This is a genomic window from Aeromonas sp. s12 (genome assembly GCF_040907925.1).
In the GTDB taxonomy this organism is placed as follows: Bacteria; Pseudomonadota; Gammaproteobacteria; order Enterobacterales; family Aeromonadaceae; genus Aeromonas; species Aeromonas veronii.
The window spans coordinates 185,708-209,708 of the sequence record NZ_JBFOCT010000028.1 but is presented as its reverse complement, the minus strand read 5'-3'; the positions used below and the strand labels follow the sequence as shown (position 1 = coordinate 209,708).

The 24,001-nt window shown below is 61.3% G+C and carries 24 protein-coding genes and 1 riboswitch; of the genes, 7 read left to right on the top strand and 17 right to left on the bottom strand.

What is annotated here, in order from left to right:
• The first annotated feature begins 101 nt into the window (after positions 1 to 101).
• Positions 102 to 1,499 carry a nucleobase:cation symporter-2 family protein gene (locus AB5Y67_RS14755; RefSeq protein ID WP_040066712.1) on the top strand — a complete coding sequence of 466 codons (1,398 nt, stop codon included), beginning with the start codon at positions 102 to 104 and terminating at the stop codon, positions 1,497 to 1,499.
• Positions 1,500 to 1,598: 99 nt separating this feature from the next.
• A complete protein-coding gene (locus AB5Y67_RS14750) occupies positions 1,599 to 2,315 on the top strand; it encodes a protein ligase (RefSeq protein WP_199427513.1) in 717 nt (238 codons plus the stop codon).
• Between the two features lie 114 nt (positions 2,316 to 2,429).
• Here AB5Y67_RS14750 and AB5Y67_RS14745 read toward each other — a convergent pair whose 3' ends face one another.
• Positions 2,430 to 3,806 carry a sodium:alanine symporter family protein gene (locus tag AB5Y67_RS14745; protein WP_005338391.1) on the bottom strand — a complete coding sequence of 459 codons (1,377 nt, stop codon included), beginning with the start codon at positions 3,804 to 3,806 and terminating at the stop codon, positions 2,430 to 2,432.
• 107 nt (positions 3,807 to 3,913) lie between these two features.
• A riboswitch (glycine riboswitch) is annotated at positions 3,914 to 4,029 on the bottom strand.
• Between the two features lie 507 nt (positions 4,030 to 4,536).
• Between AB5Y67_RS14745 and AB5Y67_RS14740 the strand changes: the two genes are divergently transcribed.
• Positions 4,537 to 5,703: a type III PLP-dependent enzyme gene (locus AB5Y67_RS14740; RefSeq protein WP_043818871.1), complete on the top strand. Its 1,167-nt coding sequence runs from the start codon at positions 4,537 to 4,539 to the stop codon at positions 5,701 to 5,703.
• Between the two features lie 87 nt (positions 5,704 to 5,790).
• Here the strand turns inward: AB5Y67_RS14740 and AB5Y67_RS14735 are convergent, their stop codons facing one another.
• Positions 5,791 to 6,759: a calcium/sodium antiporter gene (locus AB5Y67_RS14735; protein WP_005343920.1), complete on the bottom strand. Its 969-nt coding sequence runs from the start codon at positions 6,757 to 6,759 to the stop codon at positions 5,791 to 5,793.
• Between the two features lie 126 nt (positions 6,760 to 6,885).
• Entirely contained in the window at positions 6,886 to 7,359 is a 474-nt protein-coding gene (locus tag AB5Y67_RS14730; protein ID WP_199427512.1) for a peroxiredoxin, read from the bottom strand.
• Positions 7,360 to 7,514: 155 nt separating this feature from the next.
• Between AB5Y67_RS14730 and AB5Y67_RS14725 the strand changes: the two genes are divergently transcribed.
• A complete protein-coding gene (locus AB5Y67_RS14725) occupies positions 7,515 to 8,441 on the top strand; it encodes a phenylacetate--CoA ligase family protein (RefSeq protein ID WP_058056707.1) in 927 nt (308 codons plus the stop codon).
• Positions 8,442 to 8,524: 83 nt separating this feature from the next.
• On the opposite strand, the gene yfcD is transcribed toward AB5Y67_RS14725, so the two are convergent.
• On the bottom strand, positions 8,525 to 9,007 hold the full coding sequence (yfcD, locus tag AB5Y67_RS14720) for an NUDIX hydrolase YfcD (protein WP_139443245.1): 483 nt from the start codon (positions 9,005 to 9,007) through the stop codon (positions 8,525 to 8,527).
• A gap of 203 nt (positions 9,008 to 9,210) precedes the next feature.
• On the opposite strand from yfcD, the gene AB5Y67_RS14715 reads away from it, so the two are divergent.
• Positions 9,211 to 9,429, top strand: coding sequence for a DUF1107 family protein (locus AB5Y67_RS14715; protein WP_005338403.1), 219 nt, complete (start codon positions 9,211 to 9,213; stop codon positions 9,427 to 9,429).
• A gap of 52 nt (positions 9,430 to 9,481) precedes the next feature.
• Here AB5Y67_RS14715 and AB5Y67_RS14710 read toward each other — a convergent pair whose 3' ends face one another.
• The 11 genes from AB5Y67_RS14710 to AB5Y67_RS14660 form a co-directional block, all read right to left on the bottom strand.
• Positions 9,482 to 9,796: a DUF2845 domain-containing protein gene (locus AB5Y67_RS14710; RefSeq protein WP_139741800.1), complete on the bottom strand. Its 315-nt coding sequence runs from the start codon at positions 9,794 to 9,796 to the stop codon at positions 9,482 to 9,484.
• A gap of 188 nt (positions 9,797 to 9,984) precedes the next feature.
• Positions 9,985 to 10,596: an FKBP-type peptidyl-prolyl cis-trans isomerase gene (locus tag AB5Y67_RS14705; protein ID WP_005338405.1), complete on the bottom strand. Its 612-nt coding sequence runs from the start codon at positions 10,594 to 10,596 to the stop codon at positions 9,985 to 9,987.
• A 150-nt stretch (positions 10,597 to 10,746) separates the two neighbouring features.
• On the bottom strand, positions 10,747 to 11,472 hold the full coding sequence (locus tag AB5Y67_RS14700) for a copper homeostasis protein CutC (protein ID WP_368207900.1): 726 nt from the start codon (positions 11,470 to 11,472) through the stop codon (positions 10,747 to 10,749).
• Positions 11,473 to 11,513: 41 nt separating this feature from the next.
• Positions 11,514 to 12,416, bottom strand: coding sequence for an ROK family protein (locus AB5Y67_RS14695; RefSeq protein ID WP_042079821.1), 903 nt, complete (start codon positions 12,414 to 12,416; stop codon positions 11,514 to 11,516).
• Between the two features lie 108 nt (positions 12,417 to 12,524).
• Positions 12,525 to 13,031, bottom strand: a complete 507-nt coding sequence (locus AB5Y67_RS14690; protein ID WP_005338408.1) for a GNAT family N-acetyltransferase — start codon at positions 13,029 to 13,031, stop codon at positions 12,525 to 12,527.
• The gene (locus AB5Y67_RS14685; protein WP_005338409.1) at positions 13,019 to 13,825 is read right to left on the bottom strand and encodes a M48 family metallopeptidase; all 807 of its coding nucleotides are present in this window, start codon (positions 13,823 to 13,825) and stop codon (positions 13,019 to 13,021) included. Before AB5Y67_RS14685 ends, AB5Y67_RS14690 begins: the two co-directional genes overlap by 13 nt.
• Positions 13,826 to 14,006: 181 nt before the next feature.
• Positions 14,007 to 14,981 (bottom strand): PstS family phosphate ABC transporter substrate-binding protein, encoded by a 975-nt coding sequence (locus AB5Y67_RS14680; protein ID WP_005338411.1) that lies wholly within the window; start codon positions 14,979 to 14,981, stop codon positions 14,007 to 14,009.
• A gap of 178 nt (positions 14,982 to 15,159) precedes the next feature.
• A complete protein-coding gene (gene phoR, locus AB5Y67_RS14675) occupies positions 15,160 to 16,455 on the bottom strand; it encodes a phosphate regulon sensor histidine kinase PhoR (protein ID WP_368207898.1) in 1,296 nt (431 codons plus the stop codon).
• Positions 16,456 to 16,463: 8 nt separating this feature from the next.
• Positions 16,464 to 17,153, bottom strand: a complete 690-nt coding sequence (phoB, locus tag AB5Y67_RS14670; RefSeq protein ID WP_005338414.1) for a phosphate regulon transcriptional regulator PhoB — start codon at positions 17,151 to 17,153, stop codon at positions 16,464 to 16,466.
• Positions 17,154 to 17,254: 101 nt separating this feature from the next.
• Positions 17,255 to 17,665: a VOC family protein gene (locus AB5Y67_RS14665; protein ID WP_368207897.1), complete on the bottom strand. Its 411-nt coding sequence runs from the start codon at positions 17,663 to 17,665 to the stop codon at positions 17,255 to 17,257.
• Positions 17,666 to 17,794: 129 nt separating this feature from the next.
• Entirely contained in the window at positions 17,795 to 19,474 is a 1,680-nt protein-coding gene (locus tag AB5Y67_RS14660; RefSeq protein ID WP_368207895.1) for a sigma-54-dependent Fis family transcriptional regulator, read from the bottom strand.
• 236 nt (positions 19,475 to 19,710) lie between these two features.
• Between AB5Y67_RS14660 and AB5Y67_RS14655 the strand changes: the two genes are divergently transcribed.
• Positions 19,711 to 21,228: an aldehyde dehydrogenase family protein gene (locus tag AB5Y67_RS14655; RefSeq protein ID WP_204385205.1), complete on the top strand. Its 1,518-nt coding sequence runs from the start codon at positions 19,711 to 19,713 to the stop codon at positions 21,226 to 21,228.
• A gap of 80 nt (positions 21,229 to 21,308) precedes the next feature.
• On the opposite strand, the gene AB5Y67_RS14650 is transcribed toward AB5Y67_RS14655, so the two are convergent.
• Complete coding sequence (locus AB5Y67_RS14650; RefSeq protein ID WP_368207894.1) at positions 21,309 to 22,094, bottom strand: helix-turn-helix transcriptional regulator; 786 nt, start codon at positions 22,092 to 22,094, stop codon at positions 21,309 to 21,311.
• A gap of 233 nt (positions 22,095 to 22,327) precedes the next feature.
• Between AB5Y67_RS14650 and AB5Y67_RS14645 the strand changes: the two genes are divergently transcribed.
• Positions 22,328 to 23,227 (top strand): DMT family transporter, encoded by a 900-nt coding sequence (locus AB5Y67_RS14645; RefSeq protein WP_368207892.1) that lies wholly within the window; start codon positions 22,328 to 22,330, stop codon positions 23,225 to 23,227.
• Positions 23,228 to 23,303: 76 nt separating this feature from the next.
• On the opposite strand, the gene AB5Y67_RS14640 is transcribed toward AB5Y67_RS14645, so the two are convergent.
• Positions 23,304 to 23,999 carry a response regulator gene (locus tag AB5Y67_RS14640; RefSeq protein ID WP_005338420.1) on the bottom strand — a complete coding sequence of 232 codons (696 nt, stop codon included), beginning with the start codon at positions 23,997 to 23,999 and terminating at the stop codon, positions 23,304 to 23,306.
• Between the last annotated feature and the right edge of the window lie 2 nt (positions 24,000 to 24,001).

Here is a 24,001-nt window from a genome sequence, read left to right as displayed (position 1 = left end):
AAAATAAACCTTTTTTTGCATAATTAGCGCTGGTCAGCCTCATTTCAATCACTACAATAGCGCCCAATTTTCTCCCCCTCCCCACACAATTCGAGGTACTTATGGAACAGGCTGCTGTCACACGCGCCAATCGAGAGGCACATCCACCCAGGCGAGCCCATAGCGAACTGGTCTATGGCATAGAGGATGTCCCGCCTCTGCCCCAGACGCTGTTCGCCGCCCTGCAGCATATGCTCGCCATGTTTGTCGCCATCATTACCCCGCCCCTGATTATCGCCAATGCCCTCGGCCTCCCTGCCGCCGACACCCGTTATATCGTCTCCATGTCGCTGGTCATGTCCGGCATCGCCTCCTTCATTCAAACCCGCCGCTTCGGCCCCATCGGTTCCGGCCTGCTCTCGGTGCAAGGTACCAGCTTCAACTTCCTCGGCCCCATCATCGCCTCCGGTCTCGCCCTCAAACAGGCGGCCATGCCCACCGAGGATCTGTTGGGCACATTGTTCGGCACCATGATGGTTGCCGCACTCACTATCGTGGTGATGAGCCGCTTCCTCCATCTGGTGAAACGGATCATCACCCCGCTGGTCACCGGCATAGTGGTGCTGCTGATCGGCCTGACCCTGATCAAAGTGGGCCTGATCAGCATGGGCGGCGGCTATGCAGCCCTCTCTGATGGCAGCTTCGCCAGTCACACCAACCTCTTCCTCTCCCTGCTGGTGCTCGGCCTTATCGTGTTGCTGCAACGCAGTCGCAACCCCTGGTTGCGCCTCTCCGCCATCATGATCGCCATGCTGGCGGGCTATGCCGTGGCCCTGCTGTTGGGCAAAGTGAGCGCCCCCACCTTCGATGGCCCGCTGGTGATGGTGCCCATTCCGCTCCACTACGGTCTCGGCTTTGACTGGCAGCTGTTCGTGCCGCTCGCCATCATCTTCGTGGTGACGGCGCTCGAAGCGATCGGCGACATGACCGCCACCTCGGATATCTCCGGCGAGCCACTGGAAGGGCCTGTCTATATGGAGCGGATCAAAGGCGGCGTGCTGGCTGATGGTGCCAACTCCATGCTGGCTGCGGTGTTCTCCACCTTCCCCATGTCCACCTTCGCCCAGAATAACGGCGTCATTCAGCTGACCGGCGTCGCCAGCCGTCATGTCGGGCTCTTTATCGCCGCCATGCTGGCCCTGCTCGGCCTGTTCCCAGCGGTCGCCAGTCTGGTGCAGCAGATCCCGGAACCCGTGCTGGGCGGAGCGACCATCGTCATGTTCGGCACCATCGCCGCCGCTGGCGTGCGCATCATTGCCCGCGAGGAGCTGGATCGCCGCGCCCTGATGATCCTGGCGGTGTCGCTGGCCATGGGGCTGGGAGTCGCGCAGGTGCCGGAAGTGCTGCAACACCTGCCGGAGCTGGCCAAGAGCGTGCTCTCCTACGGCGTCGCCACCGGTGGCATTACCGCCATCGTGCTCAACCTGCTGCTGCCCAAGCGCGAAGCGCGCCACTCCTGAGACATCGTCCACCGATAGCCAACAGCCCCGCACTGCGGGGCTTTACCTTGCCAGTCGCCACGGGTAGTGTGCTGGGCAGCCTTTTTTGAGGATGCCGCCATGCCCTATCGCCTGCTCTCCCCCCTCCACGATACCGCTTCACCCGCACAGATACTGGCGCAAGAGCAGTGCTGGTTGCGCGACTGTGCCCATGACGGCCAGCCCCGCGCTCACCTGTGGCAGGCGCCCCAATGTCTGATTGTCACCCGCAAGGATACCCGCCTCCCCCATTACGAAGCCGCCTGCCAGCAACTTGCAGCTGAAGGTTGGCCAGTGCATGTGCGCGACAGCGGCGGTACCGCCGTGCCCCACGGGGCGGGGATCCTCAACCTATCTCTGCTGCTGCCCCGTACCACCACAGATCTCGCCCACTACTACCGGCTGCTGGGGGCGCCGCTGCTGACCCTGCTGGCGGAATACGGCCTGGAGGGGAGCTATGACTTCGTGCCCGGATCCTTTTGCGATGGTCAGTACAATCTGGTGATCGGGGGGCGCAAGATCACCGGTACCGCCCAGCGCTGGCTGGCGCCAGGGCAGGATCACCAGGGCGCCGTGCTGGCGCAAGCCATGCTGCTGGTGGCGGGTGATGTGGATGAGGGAACCAGGATGGCGAGCCGCTTCTACGAGCTGGCGGGCGGCGAACTGCGTTTTATGACGGGAACCTCCACCACGCTGGCAAGCTGCATCGATTGGCGCGGTAGCGATCAGGCACTGGTGGATAAGGTGCGAGCACGTCTGGATAGCCTGCTGAGCGAGGGGCTATCCTCCTCATCCTGACCTTATCCCGAAGGGAGAGGAAAAGTCCCCATCCAGAGACACGGCGCACAAAAAAGCCACGACCGGAGTCGTGGCTTGTTCTTTTCAATGGGAACGTGAAACGGGCCGAGGCGTTCAGGCCGTCTGCGGCTCCGGTTCAGCTTCGCTATCCAGATCCCGGCTAAAGTAGGCGCGGGTCTCGGCGATCACCACATGGCGCAGACCAATCAGGCCGATGAGGTTGGGCACCGCCATCAGGCCGTTAACTATATCGGCAAGCAGCCAAATCATGTCCAGATGGAGGAAAGCACCGCTCGCCACCAGCGCCAGATAGACCAGACGATAGGGCTTGATTGCCTTCACCCCAAACAGGTACTCGGTGCAGCGCTCGCCGTAGTAGTTCCAGCCAAGGATGGTGGTAAAGGCGAAGAACAGGAGGCCAATGCTCACCAGATACTGGCCGACATGGGCATCGAGCCCCTGGGCAAAGGCCAGACTGGTCATGGCCGCACCGCTTGCGTCGCCGCTCCACACGCCGGTCACCACCAGGGTCAGGCCGGTCATGGTGCAGATGATGATGGTGTCGATGAAGGTACCTGTCATAGAGACCAACCCCTGCTCCACGCACGAATCGGTCTTGGCTGCCGCCGCCGCGATGGGGGCAGAGCCCAGTCCCGATTCGTTGGAGAAGACCCCGCGCGCCACCCCGGACTGAATGGCCAGCATGATGCTGGCACCGACGAAGCCGCCGGTCGCCGCATGGCCGGTGAAGGCACTCTCGATCACCAGCATGACGGCATCGGGCAGGGCGCTGGCGTTGTTCACCAGCACGCCCAGACAGGCGACTATGTAGAAGATGGCCATGAAGGGCACCACCTTGCTCGACACGCTGGAGATGGACTTGATCCCCCCCAGGGTCACCAGCGCCACGATCAGGGTCAGCACCACGGCGGTCGCTTCACGGGGCACCGAGAAGGAGAGACTCATGGCGTCGGAGATGGCATTGACCTGCGGGAAGGTACCGATGCCGAAGAAGGCCACGCCGATACCGAACAGGGCAAACAGCTTGGCGAGTGGCTTGGAACCGAGCCCCTTCTCCAGATAGTACATGGGACCGCCAGCCATCTGGCCGTTGGCATCCTGCTCGCGGTATTTGACCGCCAGCAGGCACTCGGCATACTTGGTGGCCATGCCGAACAGTGCCGCCATCCACATCCAGAACAGGGCACCGGGGCCGCCGAGCTTGATGGCGGTAGCCACCCCGACGATGTTGCCGGTGCCAATGGTGGCAGAGAGAGCGGTGCACAAGGCGCCGAAGCTGGAGACATCCCCCTGCTTGCCCTGCCCCTGATCGCGGCCAAAGACCAGCCGCAGAGCGAGCGGCAAGCGCACGACCTGAAGCAGACCCAGACGCAGGGTGAGATAGATACCGGTCCCGACCAGCAGGATCAGCAGGGGCGGGCCCCAGATAAAGCTATCGATGGCGGTTAACGCCGATTGAATTGATGACATGCATCCTCCTTAAGAAACAGAAATTAAGGAGGAGAAGGATGATCTTCCCATAGGTGTCGCGATCGGCCAGAGGCGATCGGATGCGGGCCAAGCCCAGGTACAACCATCCCATCCCCTCTGTCCTTTTGCCTGAGAGTTTCCGGCGCCAGCCTGCCCTTGCGGGTAGTCATGGTGCCTTGCTCCTTCGGCGCCCGATTTAACGGGTCTCTCCAGAGTATCGTCCAGTAGCAGTCCACACCGGTTGCCCGGTACCTGAAAGATTCACTTCTTCGGTGGATGGTTGCCCATCGCTCTCCTGCTACCTTCATCCGAACTAGTTTGGATTAGGAAGTCGGCATGTTAATCCAAAAAATGTGAGCTGTCTCGCACTTGGCCGCCCCCATTTATATTTTTTTAGTGACCACCAGAATCGCAGCAAGAATGTTAAATGTTAGTTAACTATCAACAAGTTAGGCTTTCACGGATCAAATGTGGCCCAAACGGGAAAAATGGCGGATAGAGAACAGTGATCCCTCTCGTTTCGCCAAGAAAATCTTGCCGACATATCCAATCAAAATGCTTGCACACAGAATCAATAAGCCGATAATCCGCTGCATAACCAAGCACTTTGCTATCAATTTATGCACTGTGTTCGGTTGGTCCCACCGGACCGCTCGCCTGACCCGGCCGTCGCCGGTTCAATCGCATATGGCTTGGGCATATCACGCCCCCTAAGGATGACCAAAAGAGAATGAACGAGACCCTGGTTGCAAAAGATGTGGTCGCACAAGATTACCGTCAGCTGGTTGAACAATTCGGCTCCCCCCTGCTGCTGCTCGACAAGGCAGCCGTCCGCAAACAGTATCGGGCGCTGGCCGCCGCCCTGCCCGATGTACGATTGCACTATGCACTCAAACCCCTGCCCCATGAGGCGGTGGTCTCTGTCTTGAAGGAAGAGGGGGCCTGTTTCGATCTGGCCACCAATGGCGAAGTGGATCTGGTGCGCAGTCAGGGGGTTCGCCCGGGACGTTGCATTCATACCCATCCCATCAAGCGCGACAGCGATATCCGTTATGCGCTGGAGTTCGGCTGCACCGTGTTTGTCTACGACAACCCGCTGGAGCTGGAGAAGTTCATTCCCTACAAGGACGAAGTGAAACTGCTGCTGCGGGTCAGCTTCCCGAACCCCGAGACCAAGGTCGATCTCTCCAAGAAGTTCGGCTGCACTCCGGAGCAGGCGCTGCCGCTGCTGCAACTGGCCCACGCCAAGGGGATCAAGGTGATGGGGCTGTCGTTTCACGTCGGCTCGCAAGTGCCCCATGCCCGTCGCCATGTGCAGGCCATCGACGCCTGCCGCGAGATCATGGAGCAGGCCTGGGCGCTCGGGCTCAAGCCCTGGGTGCTGGATATCGGCGGCGGTTTCCCGGTGGATTATGAAGGGGGCGAGTTCGATATCGACGGCTTCTGCGCGCCGATCCGCGAAGCGCTGGCCAAGTTGCCCGCTACCGTGCAGAAGATTGCCGAACCGGGCCGCTTTATCAGCGCACCGGCCATGACTTCGGTATCCAGCGTGATGGGCAAGGCCCACCGTGGCGACAAGATCTGGTACTACCTGGATGACGGTCTCTACGGCAGCTACAACGGCCAGCTCTATGACCACGTCACCTATCCGGTGAGCACGCCTTATGCCAGTGGCGAGCAGCACAATTCGGTGCTCTCCGGCCCCACCTGCGACAGCGTGGATGTGATCCGTGATGGCATCATGCTGCCGGACCTGGCTATCGGCGAGTTGGTGGTTGGCAAGGTGATGGGCGCCTACACCTGGGCCTCGGCCTCCACCTTCAACTTTTTCCCCAAAGCCAGCATCCTCATTCTGGACAGCAGCCAGAAGGGGCAGAAGCTGGTGGCAGTAGCCTGAGCACACCGCTCGCTCGCCAACAGGTTCACTGGGCAAAACAAGAGGGGGAAGCTTGCGCTTCCCCCTCTCTCATTTCACCAACCCCTATCAGATAAACTGACTGGTCAGCAGCCAGCCGGTGTAGGCGACGAAGCAGGTCAGCAGCACGCCCCCCTCCAACCGGTTGATACGGCCCTGCCCCTTGCGGCCCAGACACATCACCAGCAGCAGCAGGGTCAGCCCCATCATGATGCTCCAGTCACGGGTGAGCACCTCCGGCGCCACATCGAGCGGGTGGATGCCCGCCGCAATCCCCACCACCGCCAGGGTGTTGAACAGGTTGGAGCCGAGCACGTTGCCAAGGGCCAGATCATGCTCGTTCTTGCGAATGGCGATGAGGGACGAGGCCAGCTCCGGCAGGGAGGTACCCACCGCGACTATGGTGAGACCAATCACCAGATCGCTGATACCGAGTGCCTGAGCGATGGTCACCGCCCCCCAGACCAACAGGCGGGAAGCGCCGATCAGCAGCACCAGCCCGACCACCAGCCAGAAGATGGCGCTCTTGAGGGACATCCCCTCGCTCTCGATATCCTCGGCGGTCTCGGTATCCAGCGCATCTCCCTTGCCATTCATGCCAGCCCAGATGGACCAGCCCATCAGGGCAACGAAGACGGCCCCCAGAATGACCGCATCCATCCGGCCCAGATGACCATCGATCAGCAGGGCGCCAGAGAGCAGGGTAATACCGAGCAGAATGGGGATCTCCTTGCGCACTACCTGAGAGGCCACCGCGATAGGGCTGATCAGTGCCGTCAGACCCAGGATCAGCGCGATATTGGTGATGTTGGAGCCATAGGCGTTGCCGAGCGCCAACCCGGGATTGCCCTGGGACGCCGCCAGTGCCGAGACCACCATCTCCGGGGCCGAGGTACCAAAACCGATGATCACCATGCCGATCAGCAGCGGCGGCATCCCCGCATAACGGGCGGTGGCGGCAGCGCCATCGACAAACTTGTCTGCACTCCAGACCAGCAGCGCCAGTCCGGCAATCAGGGCAACAAAAGCCAGGGTCATAGGATCTTCATCTCTTGTTATCTGCAACGAAGCGCCAGCCCAAACGGGCAGGCACCATGGGAAAGTGGCGCCAGTGTAGCTGTGCCACCTCCCATTTCAAGGGGAAATCAAACCGTGATTAACATTTCACAGTGCAGCCAGCAGGCTCGCGGCATCGGAGACCTCGAACTTGCCCGGTGCCTCCACAAACAGCTGCTCGACTACACCATCGTTGGCGATCAACGCAAAGCGCTGGGCACGGATGCCGCCAAAGGCACCGGTATCCTTGGCCAGATCCAGCGCCCGGGTCCAGCTGCCGTCGCCATCCGCCAGCATGGTGATCGCCTCGGCATTCTGGGCCGTCTGCCAGGCCCGCATCACGAAAGCGTCGTTGACCGACAGACAACAGATGGCATCCACCCCTTTGGCCATAAACTGATCGGCCAGCACCACATAGCCGGGCAGATGGGCATTGGAGCAGGTAGGAGTAAAAGCGCCGGGTACCGCAAACAGCACTACTTTTTTACCGGCGAATAGCGTCTGGCTATCCCGCAGCTGCTTACCCTCGGCGGTGATAAAGGTAAAATCGCCCGCAGGCAGGGGTTGTCCTACAGCAATCATGATTTCTCGTCCTGAGTCGTGATGGGAAGTCGCCAGTTTATCCCAGAGTGACGATGCCGCCTAACAGCGGCTCTGAGCCTGACCCTGGATAGCGGCAGGCATTTTCCCCTTGGGCAGACTACTCTTGAGCTGGTTTCACGGCGCCAGGAGGCCCCATGCAACACTATTACGATGGTCTGGAAATTCGTCCCCCCGCCATGCGCGAACAGCAGCAACTGGACCAGCTCAATCATCAGCTTACCCATGTCAGTCAATATTGCGCCGGTTACTCCAGCGCCTATCGCCAGTGCCGCCTCGAGGATCTGGCAGAGCTGGCCACCCTGCCGCTACTCGACAGCAAAGAACTCTTTGCCGCTCAGCAAGCTCATCCCCCCTTTGCCGGTCTCACCGGCCGCCCCGCCAGTCAGGCGCTGCGGGTCTTCTCCTGTCCGGGACAGCTGGCCATCCCCGAGTATGCGGGGGCTGACTGGTGGGGCGCAGCCCGAGCACTGTTTGCCGCCGGCTTCAAGGCGGGGGAAGTGATGCTCAACGGCCACGACTATCATGCTGGCCCCACCGCCTTTATCTTCGATAACGGCGCCCGCCAGCTGGGGGCTCCCGTGGTACCCTGCGGCCCCCACGATACCCAGCGCCAACTGGAGGCACTGCTGCGCTATCAACCCACCGGCTACGTCGGCCCGCTGGTGACCCTGCTCGACCTGCTGGAAGCGGCCGAAGCGGCGGAGATCCCGAGCGACTCGCTGCGCCGCGCCCTATTGTGCGAAGCAACCCATCCTGAAACCGCGCCACTGCGTGCCATTCACGGCATTGCGGCCCTCAACTGTCTGGTGTGGCAGGATGTGGGGGTGGTGGCCTACGAGAGTCAGCCCGGTCAGGGCTTTATCGTCAATGAGAGCTGCATCGTCGAGATCATCGATCCCGCCAGCGGCAATCCCGTGAGTGGCGATGAAACAGGCCAGCTGGTGGTGACCCGACTCGATCTGGAGTATCCCCTACTGCGTCTGGCCACCGACTGGCAGGGGCACTGGCTCGCCAAGCCGAGCGCTTGCGGGCGCACCAACCGGCGCCTCAAGCTGGTGTAGCAGACCAAGTAAATGCACACATGCAGATGGGCAGCCATCAGGCTGCCCGCCTTGTCTCTGGAGAAGATAATATATGAAGTTGGTCAGCGCCTTGCCTGCCAGGTGGCGATGGCGAGCAGGGAGTCGGGGGTAAATTCACTGGCGCGCTCGGCAATCTCGGCCAAGCTCATCCAGTGCACCGCGCTCACCTCTTCGGCCTGCAACTGCAGCGGCCCCTGATAACGGCAACTGAAGAGGCCACCCCAGACCCGATAGCCCTCCCCTTCCGCATAAAAGCAGCCAAAGCCCTGCAGAGGAACATCCATAATCCCCAGCTCTTCGGCCAACTCGCGGCGAGCGGAGCGCTCCATCTCCTCACCGGTGGTGACCACGCCACCGGCGCAGGCATCCAGCATACCGGGGCAGAAATCCTTGCTGAGGGTGCGTCGCTGCACCAGGATCCGATCCGCGTCGTCGAGCACCAGAATATAGCTGGCGCGATGGCAGAGATTCTCCCGCCGCACCTTGGCTCGCTCGGCCACGCCAATCACCCGGTTATCCTCGTCCACCACATCAACCCATTCCACGCACAGGCCCTTTCGTTTGTTCCATTCAAGCCCGCAGTATATCGGTGCAGTGGTTTGCCATGGCACAACTTTTTCGATGATGACGTCAATTTGCCGAGCTCACTGGCAAAATAAGGATTCATGCAAATCTTTATAAACCGTCATATCAGTGTCATCGACCGACACCATAGTGTGCCCTGTCCAGGCAATCAGGGAACCGTGTGATGAAGGTATTCAAGCAGTTATCCCCACGGCAGATCGCTCGCTACATCAAGAGCTTTCATCGAGGCTATTTTGCCATCGAGTCGCTGGGGACATTTGAATTCAACGCGGGCAGGATCAGCCTCCATGGCCTGACCTGCCGCCAGCGGCTAAGACTGGCTCGCCAGATCAATCTGGCTGTCAGACAACTTGGTCACCGCGACCCCTTGCCGGACATGTGAGTCAAAGGGTCTTGCCCTACTGTCTGTTGTGCATCCATGCTTTGCCCGCCGGCTACTGGCCGCGCGGGCCGTTTTCGATGTCAGTCACCTTTCCATTGCGCACCGTCACAAAGCGCATGAACTCGTTCTTGCCGAAGTTGTAGGTCCAGCGTTCGCCATATTTGACCTCAACCACAGTGCCGTGCAGATTCTCCTCGTTACGGGTAATATCTTCCCGCAACATCGGTTCGCCGCACTTGAGCAGCATCTCGGCGGTACTGTCACCCTCGCTGATCAGGGCATTCTTGCAGCGCATGGCATCGGCACTGGCCGGAATACTCAGCAGCAACAGAGCAAGCCCCGCTACATTCTTCATCTTATTGCTCATCGGGTTCTCCTTATCCTCTCTAATGAGTCGCAGTATGCCTGTTCCCGTTTCTGAAAAAACCAGTCAATGGCGCAAAAAAGCCGCCCTTTTCTGCTCTCCAACCTGCTGACCGCGACAAATACTGTCTATCACATAGCCCAAAAACAAACGGCGACCCGAGGGTCGCCGTTTGCATCAAGCCAGCAGGATCACAGGATGTCCAGCAGCTCGACTTCAAATACCAGTGCAGAGTAAGGCGGGATGGAGCCCGCGCCACGGGCACCGTAGGCCAGATCGTGGGGGATGTAGAGCTTCCACTTGGAACCAACCGGCATCAGCTGCAGCGCTTCAACCCAGCCAGCGATCACGCCGGTCACCGGGAATTCAGCCGGCTGGCCGCGAGCGACGGAGCTGTCGAATACACCACCGTGGGTGAAGGTACCGTGGTAGTGCACACGCACGGACTGACCGGCTACCGGAACGGCACCGTTGCCTTCTACCAGCACTTCGTACTGCAGACCGGAGTCGGTCACCTTCACTTCAGCGCGCTTGGCGTTATCAGCCAGGAAGGCTTCGCCGTCAGCAGCGGCGGCCTTGGCGGCGGCTTCCTGCTCTTCTTGCATACGCGCAGTGATCACCTGGAAGGCATCATTGATATCGTCACGGCTGACCGCGAACTCCAGACCATTCAGGGCATCTGCCAGACCTTGTTGCAGGGCCGGGATATCCAGACCGGCGAAAGCTTGCTGCGCCAGCTGATCACCCATGTTGCGGCCGATGCCATAGCTGGCCTTCTGTTCGATAGAGTCGTATTGGGACATTGAGATGTTGCTCCAGATCCATGTAGTAAAGAGGCGGGATAATATCAGACTTTTGGCCGGGGTGCTGCCGGGGGCGCCCCTGATTTCCCCGTCAGTGGGAGGAACTTCACACAAGATGCGGATGAACGCCGCCCAACGGCGGCGATCTGCTTAACGGCGATCCAGCAAGGCTCTGACCGCAGCGACCTTGGCGCCATCGGTGATATTGACCCGACCATCATCCGAAGTGCCCATATTCACTCCGTGCGGCACCATGCCACCGCGCCAGCCCATGCCGGACATATGCACTTCGCTCACCCCGGTGAACTCGATGATGGTACGCACGTTGTCGGCATTGACCCCGGCCCCCGGCATCAGGCTGGCACGCCCCGCCAGCGCCTGCTGCATCTCCTGCAGGGTTTCCAACCCAGCCAACGCAGTCGGCGCATGGCCCGAGCTCAGAATGCGCTCGCAACCGGCCGCGACTATGGTCTCCAGATCGAGGCGCCAGTCGGAGGAGAGGTCGATGGCGCGATGGAAGGTGACTCCCAACGGGCCTGCTGCATCCACCAGCTGTTTGAGTTTGGCGGCAGGCACCCGCCCCTCCTCATCCAGCAAACCGACCACCACCCCTTGCAGACCGGCAGAGCGGGCCGCCGCGATATCTTGCAGCATCATCTCGAACTCGCCGTCGTTAAAGCAAAAATCCCCGGCGCGCGGGCGGATCATGGCATAAACAGGCACGGTGGCGTGGCGGGCTGCCTGCTGCATAAAACCGTAGGAGGGGGTCAGGCCGCCCAGACCCAGCGCAGAGCAGAGCTCGATGCGATCCGCCCCGGATTGCTGGGCGGTGAAGAGGGATTCCAGGTTGTCGATACAGATTTCAAGACGGGTCATGAGGACTCCTTTTTCGGGGAGATCAGACCCCACATCTGATCTCATAGATTGAGCAAGGCTGCGCCGCGCACACCACCGGCACCACCGAAGCGGGCCTGGCGGATCTCGGGCAGGGCGACCCCGGGCAGCAAGTGACCGGGCAGACGCAGCGGCAGCTGTTCATAGAGGGCGGGCAGGCCGCTCAGGCCGCCCCCCAACACCACCACTTCGGGATCAATCACCGAAATGGCGGTGGCAAGCCCGGCGGCCATGATCTCCAGCCAGCATTCGACCGTCTCGACCGCATGGGGTTCATGGGCCTCGAAGCGTCCCACAATCTGGTGACCCGTGGCACGCTGGCCATGGAAATGGTGATAGAGACGCTCCAGACCGGTGCCGGAGGCATAGGTTTCAAAACAGACCAGACGGCCACAGCCGCAACGGGGACGGGGCAACTCGGGATACTTCATCAGCATGGTCGCGGGCAAGGGGTAGTGACCAATCTCGCCAGCCAGCCAGTTGCGCCCCTGAATAAGCTTGCCCGCCAGATAGACGGCGCCGCCGATACCGGTGCCAATGGTGACGCCGAGCGCACTGCCGGCGCCGTCGGCTGCCCCTTGATGCACTTCGGACCAGAGGAAGCAGTTGGCGTCGTTATCCACCTTGACCGGCCGCTCCAGCAGCTCGGCCAGATCGGCGCCCAGATGGCGACCATTGATGGAGGGCAGATTGGCCGCCACTATGCTGTGATCCTGGCTGTTGATGACACCGGGAAAACCGATACCGACCGAGCCCCGAGCGCCGAAGCGGGCATCCGCCTGCTCGACCCGGGAGCGGATCAGCTGCTGCAGCCCCTCATAATCGTTGCCTGGGGTGCTCATGCGCTCCTCGTGGCAGAGGTTCAATGCACCGTCATAGACCGCAAAGGCGATCTTGGTGCCACCGATATCAAAGCCGTAATACATGCCAGCACTCCCTTGTCAGCCCGTGTTTATCCAACTCTGTTTCAAGGGGGACATTGTATTAATTCGCAAAAAAAATAAAGTGACCGAAAGCGAAAAACGGGAGAGTGATCAGAGCAAACGGCTCATTTGTCGCTGTAGGCAGGGCTGCCCGAGGCTTATCAGGGTGCGCTCCTCGCCATCAAAAACGAAGCCACGGCGCAGGTAGAACCCCTCGCCGATGTGGTTGCCATCGAGCAGCCACAATTTGACGCTATGGCAACCGGCGCGGCGCATCTGCATCGCCACCGCCTGCCACAGCCGTTTACCATAACCTTGTCGCCAGTGGTCGGGATGGAGGTAAAAAGCGCGGATCAGGGCATGACTCTGTCCCGCTTCCTGCTGTGGTTGCCAGTAGAGCAGGCCAATCACCACCTCATCGAGACAAAGCAGCATGGGCCTTGGGCCCGGCTCGGCCAGACGGCTCTGCCAAATCTGCAGATGGGCGGTGACGTCCAGCTGCTCCAGCAGGTCGGCACCGAGCACCTGGCCATAGGCAGCGAGCCAGCTGGCTCGCTGCATCACCGTCATGGCGGCGGCATCGTCGCTGCGCGCCATGCGCAGGCTTATGCCTTGCATTGGGGCACCAGACCGTTGGCGCGGGCCTGCTCATAGAGCGGCAGCACTTGCGCCTGTTGCGCCTGCAACTCGGCGATCCGGTTCTCGTTGCTCGGGTGGGTGGAGAGCAGTTGCGGCGGGGTGTTGCCACCGGCGGCGGCACTCATGTTTTGCCACAGGGGGATCGCCTCGGCCGGATTGAACCCGGCGCGCGCCATCAGCTCAAGCCCCAGCCGATCCGCTTCGCTCTCCTGAGTTCGGCCATAGGGCAACATCACCCCCACCTCGACCCCGAGGCCAAGGGCGGCCATGGTGGCGCCGCGGTACTCGCTGGTGCCCATGGCAATGTCGGCGGCCGCCAGACCGATCCCCGCCAGCTGGCTGCGCGAGAGTCGTTCGTTGGAGTGCTGGGCCAGTACGTGAGTCAGCTCGTGACCGATGACGGTCGCCAACTGATCCTGATTCTTGGCCACCTTGAGCAGGCCGCTGTAGACCCCGATCTTGCCGCCGGGCAGGGCGAAGGCGTTGACCTGTTTGGAGTCAAACACCACCACTTCCCAGTTGGTGATGCCATAGCTGGCCGGCACCTGGGCGGTCACCGCCTTGGCGACACAGGAGACATAGGCGTTGAGTTTGGCATCCTTGCTCACTTTTTCCTGCTTCTTCATCTGCTCGAAGGAGTCGGCTCCCAGCTGGTTCATCTGCTGGGGAGAGTAGAGCAGCATCTGGCTGCGGCCGGTCGGCGACTGGGCGCAGGCGACCAGCAGGGAACTACAGAGGGCTACCATGCCAAACTTGGTGAGGGACGCAATCATGAAGAGATCCTTTGCCATAACGTTGCCCTATTCTCGGAAATGCCGCCCGGCTGCGCAAGGGAGCCAGCCCCCGGCTGGCGGAAAAATATCCATCCAGCGCTATTAACAAAACTGACAACCGCCAAAAACAAAACGAGCCCGCTTGGGGCTCGTTTTATCAGGGCATGCTGACTGCAGGCAGTTACATGATACCCAGCTTTTTCAGGTCAGCCTGTACCACCTTGGCCGGCACCGGCACGTAGCCATCTTTGGCAACGATGTTCTGGCCTGCTTTGGAGAGCATCATCTTGACGAACTCTTGCTCCATCGGGGAGAGCGGCTTGTTCGGATGCTTGTTCACGTAAACGTACAGGAAGCGTGACAGCGGATACTTGCCGGTGATGGCGTTATCGGAGGTCGCTTCGATGAAGGTCTTGCCATCTTTGGAGAGCGGTACTGCACGCACGCCGGAGGTGACATAACCGATACCGGAGTAGCCGATGCCGTTCAGGGAGGCAGAGACAGACTGCACCACGGAGGCAGAACCCGGCTGCTCGTTCACGCCGCTCTTGAAGTCGCCGTTACACAGGGCGTGCTCCTTGAAGTAACCGTAGGTACCGGATACGGAGTTGCGACCGAACAGTTGCAGATCCTTGCTGGACCAGTTGCCGTCCAGCCCCAGATCAGACCACTTGGTGGCAGCCTTGGCTTCGCCGCACTTGAGGGTGCTGGAGAAGATGGCGTCAATCTGCGGCATGGTCAGCCCCTTGATGGGGTTGTCCTTGTTGACGAACACCGCCAGGGCATCGACTGCAACGCGGATGGCAGTCGGCTTGTAGCCGTAACGCTTCTCGAAAGCTTCCTCTTCACCGGCCTTCATGGCACGGCTCATCGGACCGAACTGGGCAACACCTTCGGTCAGGGCAGTCGGTGCGGTAGAAGAACCGGCAGCCTGGATCTGCACGTTGACGTTGGGGTACAAGCGCTTAAATTCTTCGGCCCACAGGGTCATCATGTTGGCCAAGGTGTCCGAGCCGACAGAGGACAGGTTGCCCGAAATGCCGCTGGTCGGTGTGTAATCCGGCAGGTCTTTATCCACACCGGCAGCCAGGGCGCTGACAGAAAACAGGGTTGCTGCGGTGAATCCGATTACACCAGCCAGTTTGTTGAGTTTCATCCAATCTCTCCAAAGTTACAGAAGGTCCGTTCTTAAGACGGCGCCAGTATCTGACCTGGCAGTGACAAATTTATGGATTTAATGTGACACTTTAATGACATGGCGACAGATTTGAACAAATGAAAAGAGGGCCCGTTCAAAGGCCCTCTTTTTGCAGCTAACCCATTGCCAGAAAAGACTATTTAATCACCACCATGCGACTCGGAATGAGAAAGCTGAAGCGGCTGCCAAGGCCGACCCGGCTCTCGATATCGAGCTGGCAGTCATGATGACTGAGGGCATGCTTGACGATGGCAAGGCCCAAGCCTGAGCCGCCGGTGTGGCGCGAGCGTGCCTTGTCGACCCGATAGAACCGCTCGGTCAGCCGCGCCAGATGCTCGGGGGCAATCCCCTCCCCTTCATCGCTCACGGCAAACAGCGCCATCGCCCCCTGCTTGCGCCACTCCACCGTAATTTTTCGCCCCGCCGGGGTGTAGTGGATGGCGTTATAGACCAGGTTGGAGACGGCACTGCGCAGCTGCTCCTGATCCCCGCGCACCAGCAGATTGGGCTGCACCACAAATTCGAGCTGGTGGGCCCGATCGCCCGAGAGCGCCCGAGCCTCCTGTTCCAGCAGCCCCAGCATGGCAGGCATGTCCACCAGATGGGAGAGATCCACGGTCGGGGCCGCCTCGATACGGGAGAGGGTGAGTAGCTGATTGACCAGATTATCCATCCGGATGGTCTGCTCCATCATCACCCGATGCGCCTTGGCCCACATGGCGGGCGGGGGCGGCTCCTCGGTCATCTCCAGATAGCCCTTGAGCACGGTCAGCGGGGTGCGCAGCTCGTGAGAGACGTTGGAGACGAAGTGCTTGCGGGTCTTCTCGAGACTGCGCAAGCGGGTGACATCCCGTACCACCAGCATCGCCTGATCCGAGGCGTAGGGCATGATGCGAAACTCGAGAAACTTCTCCTCGTTGACCGGGGAGTGCATCTCGAGGGGCTCGTCATATGCCCCCTTGCCCAGATAGGCGTTAAAGGCAGGATTGCGAATGAGGTTGCCGATATGCTGGCCGGCATCCTCCGGCCAGCGAAAACCGAGCAGTTGCTCCGCCAGCCGGTTGCACCAGAGGATGCTGCCATCGGTACGAAACACCACGGCGGCATCGGGCAGCGCCTCGGCCCCCTCCCGGAAGCGGCGGATCAGCCCCGCCAGCTCGCGGCGCCGGGCTCGGTGACGCTGCTGCAGCTTGTAGATACCGTTGAAGATGTACTCCCAGCTGCCACTGCCGCTGGGGGGCACCAGGCTGCGGTCGTGCCACAGCCAGTCAGAGAGCCGCTTCTGGAAGCGATAGTGCCAGCCCAGATGCAACACGGCCGCCACCAGCAGGCAGAGGGCAAGATGATCAATCAACCAGCCAACCAATGCGAAGGGGGCGTAGAAAAACGCCATTCGCCACAACTGTCGCCGCCAGGCGTAAGGTTGCAACATAACTGCCTCTAGAGACGGGTTGAGAAGCGGTATCCGGCTCCACGCACCGTCTGGATCAATCTGTCGTGCCCTGTCTCTTCAATCGCCTTGCGCAGGCGACGAATATGCACATCCACGGTTCTGTCCTCGACGTACACATTGGTACCCCAGACATTATTAAGCAGCTGTTCACGGCTGTAGACCCGTTCGGGGTGAGTCATGAAGAAGTGAAGCAGCTTGAATTCGGTCGGCCCCATGTCGAGCGCCTTCTCTTCGGCACTGACCCGGTGGGAGACAGGATCGAGTTTCAGCCCCTGCACCTCGATCACCTCATCCACCGAGGTGGGCGACACGCGGCGCATCACCGCATGGAGGCGAGCGGTCAGCTCCTTGGGCGAGAACGGCTTGGTGATGTAGTCGTCGGCACCGGCCTCCAGACCACGCACCTTGTCCTCCTCTTCACCGCGAGCGGTGAGCATCACCACCGGGATCTGGCGCGTCACCTCATCCTGCTTGAGCTGCTTGATAAACTGGATGCCACTGCCGCCCGGCATCATCCAGTCGAGCACGATGAGTTCGGGGTAGGGTTCGCGCACCTTCGCCAGTCCATCGGCGTAATCTTCCGCTTCAATCGTCTCATATCCCTTCTGCTCCAACACGAAGCAGAGCATTTCGCGGATCGGTGCTTCGTCCTCGACCACCAGAATTCGCTTAGCCATTCCCTTCTCTCTCCTCTGTGAAGATGGGTGCGCCAATTATTAGAATTTTCTGTGACACTTTTATGACTTTATGACAGGCGGGATGATAAACGTTTTCAGATTCAGTTGGCAGCAGTACGTTGCAACAAGTCCCATCGGTTGCCGCTGATATCCTCAAACACCACCACGGTGCCATAAGGCTCGTCACGGGGCTGTTCACAAAAATGAACACCGTACGCCTGCATGCGCTGGTAATCCCCCCAGAAATCAGTGGTCTCGAGGAACAGAAATACCCGGCCACCGCCCTGCTCGCCGATGGCGGCCTGCTGCTGCGCATTGGCCGCTTGTGCCAGCAGCAGTGCAGAACCGGAGGCGCCTTTGGGGGCAACCCGCACCCAGCGCTTGCCCGGTTTGCCCGGTTCATCGAGAGGAGTGTCCTCCAGGAGCACAAAGCCAAGTCCCTCGGTAAAAAAGCGAATGGCCTGATCGTAATCAGCCACCAGCAGGGTCAGCGCCCCTATGTGTTGTGACATGGCAGAAAATCCTCAACGGATGAGTCAACGGGCGCAATGCCCCGGCCAGGGCGCATCATAGCGGCTGGATGGGCAGGGCTCCAGCCGTCATGTGCGTCTTGAAAACAACCGGTGAGGGGGAGTGAGCACTCAGGGGGCTTCGCGCAGCGTCCGGTAGAGGGTGGTGCGGCTGATCCCCAGCTGGCGCGCGGCCTCGCTCACATTGCCGCCGCATGCCGCCAGCGTTTGCTGCACCTGCCGCCGGGTTTGTTCACGCAAGCTGGTCGCCTCCCCCATCGGCAAGGCGCCGGGCTCTGTGGCCACACTGGGCAGATGCAGGTGGGCGGGTTCTATCCAGCCCAACCCCTCTGCCAGCACACAGGCCACTTCCAGTGCCTGCTTGAGCTGGCGCACGTTGCCGGGCAGCGGATGGGCCAGCAGCTGTTGCTCCGCATCGCGGGTCAGACGCAGGGTCGGGTCCATCTCCGCCAACAGTCGCTGGATCAGCTCCAGACGCTCAGCGGCAGGCCAACGGCGCAGCGGCATCAGCTGCTGACGCCAGCCGCAGATCCGGTAATAGAGGTCTTCGCGAAATGCGCCACTCTGCACCATGGCCGCCAGATCCCGGTGGCTGGCACTGACCAGCCAGAAATCCACCGCCTCCGGCTTGTGACTGCCAACCGGCGTCACGCTGCGCTCCTGCAATACCCGCAGCAGTCGGGTTTGAGCCTGCAGCGGCAGTTCGCCAATTTCATCGAGCATCAGCATGCCGCCATGGGCTGCACGCAGATAACCCTGACTGCCCTGGCTGCGGGCACCGCTGAAGGCCCCGCCCACATACCCAAACAGCTCGGCTTCCACCAGATCTGCTGGTAACGCGCCACAGTTGACACACACCAGTGGCTGCTCCCGCCGACTGGACGCTCGGTGCAGGGCCCGCACCAGATGCTCTTTACCGCTGCCGGTCTCCCCCTCGATAAGCAGCGAAATGCCGCGCTCCAGCATCTTGAGCGGCACCTGCTGCGGATGTGGCACCGGGCTTGAGTGACCCGGCAGCGCGGTGCAGGAAGAGGTCACGTCCGCTGCTGGCACCAGCCGCAAGCCACGCCCCTCGCGCAGCAGTTGCCTGCCATCGAAAGGGTGCTGGCCGAGCCAGAGTCGGCCTGCCCGGTTGGCGCCGAGCAGTTCCCCCTCCTCTCCCAGCAACAGGCGAGCGGACCAGAGGCTCTGGGGATCGAGATCCACCAGCCAGCCCGGCTGGCGTGCCAACAGCGCGTTTTCGAGGGTCATGGCCAGCAGCCGCACCGTGCCCAGCATGTCACCATCGTGGTGGGCCGCATCGGTGGAGATATCGAGCACCCCCAGCAATTGCCCATCCGGCCCGAGCAGCGGACAAGCGCTGCAACTGAGGAAGCTGTGCTGGGCGAAGAAGTGCTGATTGCCGAGCACCTGCACTTCGCTCTGCTCGGCCAGCGCGGTACCGATGGCGTTGGTACCTTTGCTCGCCTCCCCCCAGCGGGCACCACTGCGCAAAAAGATACGCTCGGCATGGCGGGCGAACCCCTCATCACCACTGGCGGCCAGAATGGCCCCCTCACCGTCACACAACAACAGGCGACAGGGGCGACCCGCCAGCAACTGGGCAAACAGCGGCAGCACAAAGCGCTGGAAGCAGGCGATCAGCGCCCTGTGCTGCTCCTGACGGGCCGACAGCTCCCCTTGGGGCAGCAAGTCCAGATCGGCACTCTGCTGGCGGCTCAGCCCCTGATGCAGGCAACGCTGCCAGGAACGCTGGATCGGACCGGGACCGGGTTGAAGTGACTCACTCATCACGCCTCCTGTTCACAAACAGCACGACTGTCTCGGCCACTGTCCAGAAACGGTACAGTTTTATCGTAATAGCCGTGGTCATTGGTTAACCAAGATACGCTGCCACACCCCATTTGATAACGTTTTTGTAACCTTTTGTCTGCTGGTCAGACCCTTTGGCACGCCCCTTGCGATATCAGCTGGCAACCGGTCTGTCAGCCAGTCCGGTCAGGATCACACACATAAAGGATGATGAGATGATTTATACCGCTCCCGGTCAGGCAGGTGCCCTGGTCAGCTTCAAGTCCCGTTACGACAACTTCATTGGCGGTGAGTGGGTGGCTCCTCGCGCCGGCCGCTACTTTGAAAACATCTCGCCAGTGGACGGCAAAGTATTCTGCGAGGTCGCCCGCTCCGACGCCGCCGATATCGAGCTGGCGCTGGATGCCGCCCACAAGGCATTCACCAGCTGGAGCAAAACCAGCGTCACCGAGCGCAGCAACCTGCTGCTGCGCATCGCCGATCGCATCGAGCAGAACATCGAGCGACTCGCCATCGCCGAAACCTGGGAGAACGGCAAAGCGGTGCGCGAAACCCTGGCGGCAGACCTGCCGCTGGTGGTGGATCACTTCCGCTACTTCGCTGGCTGCATTCGCGCTCAGGAGGGCTCGGCCGCCGAGCTGGATCAGAACACCGTCAGCTACCACTTCAAGGAGCCCATCGGCGTGGTCGGTCAGATCATCCCGTGGAACTTCCCGCTGCTGATGGCGGCCTGGAAGCTTGCCCCTGTGCTGGCGGCGGGTTGCTGCAGCGTGCTCAAGCCCGCCGAGCAGACCCCGGTCACCATCATGCTGATGATGGATCTCATCAAGGACATCCTGCCCCCCGGCGTAGTCAACGTGGTCAACGGCTTCGGCGCAGAGGCAGGTCAGGCTCTGGCCACCAGCAACCGGATCCAGAAACTCGCCTTCACCGGTTCGACCGAAGTGGGCGCCCATATCCTGCGCTGCGCCGCCGACAAGCTGATCCCCTCCACCGTGGAGCTGGGCGGCAAGTCCCCCAATATCTACTTCGCCGACGTGATGCAGCACGAGAGCAGCTACATCGATAAGGCGGTAGAAGGGATGCTGATGACCTTCTTCAACCAGGGGGAAGTGTGTACCTGCCCCTCCCGCGCGCTAGTGCAGGCCAGCATCTATGACGACTTCATGGACCGAGTGCTGGCCCGTGCCCGCACCATAGTGCAGGGCAACCCCCTCGATACCGCCACTCAGGTGGGAGCGCAGGCGTCTCGCGAGCAGTTCGACAAGATCCTGGGCTACATGGAGATCGGCCGCGGCGAAGGGGCCAAGATGCTGATCGGCGGCGGCCCAGCCCAGGTGAGCGGACTGGAGGGGGGGTTCTACATCCAGCCCACCATCTTCTCCGGTCAGAACAAGATGCGGGTGTTCCAGGAGGAGATCTTCGGGCCGGCACTCGGGGTCACTACCTTCAAGGACGAGGCGGATGCTTTGGCCATTGCCAACGACACCCAGTACGGGTTGGGTGCGGGCCTGTGGACCCGCGACAGCAATCTAGCCTGGCGCATGGGGCGTGGCATTCAGGCTGGCCGGGTCTGGGTCAACTGCTACCACGCCTACCCGGCACACGCCGCCTTTGGCGGTTACAAAAAGTCGGGGATCGGCCGCGAGACCCACAAGATGATGCTGGACCACTACCAGAACACCAAGAACCTGCTGGTGAGTCACGACATCAACCCGCTCGGCTTCTTCTAGCGCAAGCAGACGTCATCAGAAAGGGCGCCTGCGGGCGCCCTTCTTGTTTTGCTTCACCAGATGACATGTCCGGCGATTTGTTATCGGCCTGACTGCTGGCGATAACGCTGAGGGGAGCAGCCCAGCTCCCGGTTGAACATGGCGATAAAGGCCGAGGTGGAGCCGTAACCGAGCCGCCAGCTGATCTCCTGAATGGGCATGTCCCCCTTGAGCCAGGCCAGCGCCTTGAGCAGCCGCAGCCGCGCCCGCCACTGACCGAAACTCATCCCCAACTCCCGCAGGCAGCGCCGCGCCAGGGTGCGCTCTGTGGTGTGCAGTTGTCCTGCCCACTGGGCCAGAGTACGGGGATCGGCAGGATCGCTGTGCAACGCCGCCAGCATGGGAGCCAGCAGCTTGTCCTGACTCATCGGCAGGTAGCTCTCCTGACAGCGGGTGCGCGCCAGTCGCTCCACCAGCAACTCGGCCTGACGCTGATCCCACTCATCCGCCATATGGCTCACCCGCCGTTCGCAAAAATCGCTCAGCAGGGCGCGGATCAGCGGGGTGAGCAGCAGCAATCTGGGCTCTGGCGGCAGCTTGGCCGCCAGCTCGTGGCTGACGTAGATGGAGGTGTAGTCGAGGGTCTGCTCGTTGTAGGAGGTGTGCTCGAGATCCGCCGGCACCCAGATAAGATAGTCGGCAGGGGCCACCAGTCGCTGATCCCCCAGCTCTATCTCCATGATCCCCAGACTGATCATGTTGAGCTGGCCCCAGGGGTGGGAGTGCAGCACGGTCGCGCTGTCGGCCTGCATCTGCTGGTAACTGAAATAGAGCGGATTGGGAGCGGGCAGAACGACATCTACCGGCTGAAAGTGGTGAGTGGCCATCAGCGCCCCTTGTCAGCGAGAGAGAGGAGCTGGCGTGATGCAACGCCCTGTTGGCTCGGTCTCCGGCACAGGCCAAAAGCAGCCATCAGTTGCGGGCAGACGCAGCCCGTATGGGCCGGAATAAGGTGCATCCGAAAGAGTTGTCTTTTCCGCTGGGTCATCTGTCTGTTTTACGCTACTTGATAATATAAAGACAAGGGTAGACTTGGCCCCCTGTTAATAAGGAGCCTCTGATGCGAATCTTTTCCCCTCTTCTCTTTCCGCTGATGGCGGTGCTGATCTGGGCTACCAATACCGTGGTGTCCAAGGCAGCCGCCAGTGTGCTCGACCCCGCGGCTATCTCCTTCTATCGCTGGGTGATCGCCGCCCTGGCGCTGACCCCCTTCTGTCTGCCCACCCTCTGGCGGCGACGCAGTGAGGTTCGCCCTTGGCTCGGCAAGCTGCTGGTGCTGGCGGCCCTCGGTATGGTGCTCTACCAGTGTCTGGCCTATTACGCCGCCCACAGCACCTCGGCTACCAATATGGGGGTGATCGGCTCCCTCATTCCACTGCTCACCCTGCTGCAAGGGGCGCTCTTCTTCGGCCAGCGTCCCGGCAAACAGGCACTGCTCGGCATGAGTATCTCCCTGCTCGGAGTGCTCTGGCTGCTTGGCAAGGGCGAACCGCTTGCCCTGCTCCATAACGGCATCAACCCGGGGGATGGCATGATGCTGCTGGGTTCCGCCAGCTACGCCCTTTACGGCCTATTGATCCGCCGCTGGCACCTGCCGTTTGGCCCCTGGCTCAACCTCTACATGCAGATCCTGCTGGCGGTACTGCTGCTGGTGCCGCTCGCTCTCAGCGCAGACTCGATGGCGGTGCCAGCCGAAGGATGGGGACTGGTGCTCTTCGCCGGGCTTGCCTCCTCCCTGCTGGCGGCTTACTGCTGGATGCGCGGCCTCGCCTGCATGGGCGCCGAGCGCACCTCGGTCTTTATGAACCTGATGCCGCTCTGTACGGCGCTGATCGCCGTCGTCGGCCTGGGCGAGCCAATCCACGGCTATCACCTGCTGGGTGGCGGGCTGATCCTGGGCGGGGTGATGGCCTCCCAGCTGAAGGGGCGTGCGCCGGTAGCCGAACGGGAAGCCGCCTGAGAACCACCATCGTCCGGAAACAACAAGGGAGCCCATGGCTCCCTTGTTGTTTCTGCAATACACGCCAGTGAGCATCTCAACCAGCCCGGCGCCAGCGGTAGCGCCGCTCCGGCCGCCCGCGCTGACCATAGTTGAGATCCACATCGACCCGATCTTCCGACTCCAGATACTCCAGATAGCGGCGCGCCGTGGTGCGGCTGAGGGAGAGTCGCAGCGCCACCGTGTCGGTGGAGAAGACGTTCTCCGGCTCACCCGCCAGCAGATCCAGTACCTGACGCAGGGTGATGCTGTCGATCCCCTTGGGGGTGACGCGCATCTCCTTGATCTGGGAGCGCCCTCCCTTGCCCAGCAGCTTGTCGAGATCTTCCTGCTCCAGCCGACCCCGCTCGCACAGACGGCTGTGCAGTTGCAGGATCTCGTCCAGACTCTGCTGGATGCGAAACAGCCGCAATGGTTTGATGACGTAGTCATGAACCCCCAGGTTGAGGGCCTGCTGGATGGTCTCCACATCCCGCGAGGCAGTCACCATGATGACGTAGGCTTCGCGGTTGTGGCTGCGCAGGCGGCTCACCCACTCAAGGCCGGAGCCATCGGGCAGGGAGACATCCACCAGCAGCAGTTGGGGCACCACACCGGCCATCATGGCATCGGCCTGGGCCAGGGTGCCGGCCCGCCCCAGCAGGGAGAAACCGGGTGTCGCCGCTACCAGTTCTGACAAGATGGCACCGATCCGATCGTCATCTTCAATAACAAGCGTGATTATTGGGTCCATGG

Coding starts and splice junctions, on each gene's coding strand:
- AB5Y67_RS14755 (WP_040066712.1), top strand. CDS start 102: ATGGAACAGGCTGCTGTCACACGCGCCAATCGAGAGGCACATCCACCC.
- AB5Y67_RS14750 (WP_199427513.1), top strand. CDS start 1,599: ATGCCCTATCGCCTGCTCTCCCCCCTCCACGATACCGCTTCACCCGCA.
- AB5Y67_RS14745 (WP_005338391.1), bottom strand. CDS start 3,806: ATGTCATCAATTCAATCGGCGTTAACCGCCATCGATAGCTTTATCTGG.
- AB5Y67_RS14740 (WP_043818871.1), top strand. CDS start 4,537: ATGAACGAGACCCTGGTTGCAAAAGATGTGGTCGCACAAGATTACCGT.
- AB5Y67_RS14735 (WP_005343920.1), bottom strand. CDS start 6,759: ATGACCCTGGCTTTTGTTGCCCTGATTGCCGGACTGGCGCTGCTGGTC.
- AB5Y67_RS14730 (WP_199427512.1), bottom strand. CDS start 7,359: ATGATTGCTGTAGGACAACCCCTGCCTGCGGGCGATTTTACCTTTATC.
- AB5Y67_RS14725 (WP_058056707.1), top strand. CDS start 7,515: ATGCAACACTATTACGATGGTCTGGAAATTCGTCCCCCCGCCATGCGC.
- AB5Y67_RS14715 (WP_005338403.1), top strand. CDS start 9,211: ATGAAGGTATTCAAGCAGTTATCCCCACGGCAGATCGCTCGCTACATC.
- AB5Y67_RS14710 (WP_139741800.1), bottom strand. CDS start 9,796: ATGAGCAATAAGATGAAGAATGTAGCGGGGCTTGCTCTGTTGCTGCTG.
- AB5Y67_RS14705 (WP_005338405.1), bottom strand. CDS start 10,596: ATGTCCCAATACGACTCTATCGAACAGAAGGCCAGCTATGGCATCGGC.
- AB5Y67_RS14700 (WP_368207900.1), bottom strand. CDS start 11,472: ATGACCCGTCTTGAAATCTGTATCGACAACCTGGAATCCCTCTTCACC.
- AB5Y67_RS14695 (WP_042079821.1), bottom strand. CDS start 12,416: ATGTATTACGGCTTTGATATCGGTGGCACCAAGATCGCCTTTGCGGTC.
- AB5Y67_RS14690 (WP_005338408.1), bottom strand. CDS start 13,031: ATGCAAGGCATAAGCCTGCGCATGGCGCGCAGCGACGATGCCGCCGCC.
- AB5Y67_RS14685 (WP_005338409.1), bottom strand. CDS start 13,825: ATGATTGCGTCCCTCACCAAGTTTGGCATGGTAGCCCTCTGTAGTTCC.
- AB5Y67_RS14680 (WP_005338411.1), bottom strand. CDS start 14,981: ATGAAACTCAACAAACTGGCTGGTGTAATCGGATTCACCGCAGCAACC.
- phoR (WP_368207898.1), bottom strand. CDS start 16,455: ATGTTGCAACCTTACGCCTGGCGGCGACAGTTGTGGCGAATGGCGTTT.
- phoB (WP_005338414.1), bottom strand. CDS start 17,153: ATGGCTAAGCGAATTCTGGTGGTCGAGGACGAAGCACCGATCCGCGAA.
- AB5Y67_RS14665 (WP_368207897.1), bottom strand. CDS start 17,665: ATGTCACAACACATAGGGGCGCTGACCCTGCTGGTGGCTGATTACGAT.
- AB5Y67_RS14660 (WP_368207895.1), bottom strand. CDS start 19,474: ATGAGTGAGTCACTTCAACCCGGTCCCGGTCCGATCCAGCGTTCCTGG.
- AB5Y67_RS14655 (WP_204385205.1), top strand. CDS start 19,711: ATGATTTATACCGCTCCCGGTCAGGCAGGTGCCCTGGTCAGCTTCAAG.
- AB5Y67_RS14650 (WP_368207894.1), bottom strand. CDS start 22,094: ATGGCCACTCACCACTTTCAGCCGGTAGATGTCGTTCTGCCCGCTCCC.
- AB5Y67_RS14645 (WP_368207892.1), top strand. CDS start 22,328: ATGCGAATCTTTTCCCCTCTTCTCTTTCCGCTGATGGCGGTGCTGATC.
- AB5Y67_RS14640 (WP_005338420.1), bottom strand. CDS start 23,999: ATGGACCCAATAATCACGCTTGTTATTGAAGATGACGATCGGATCGGT.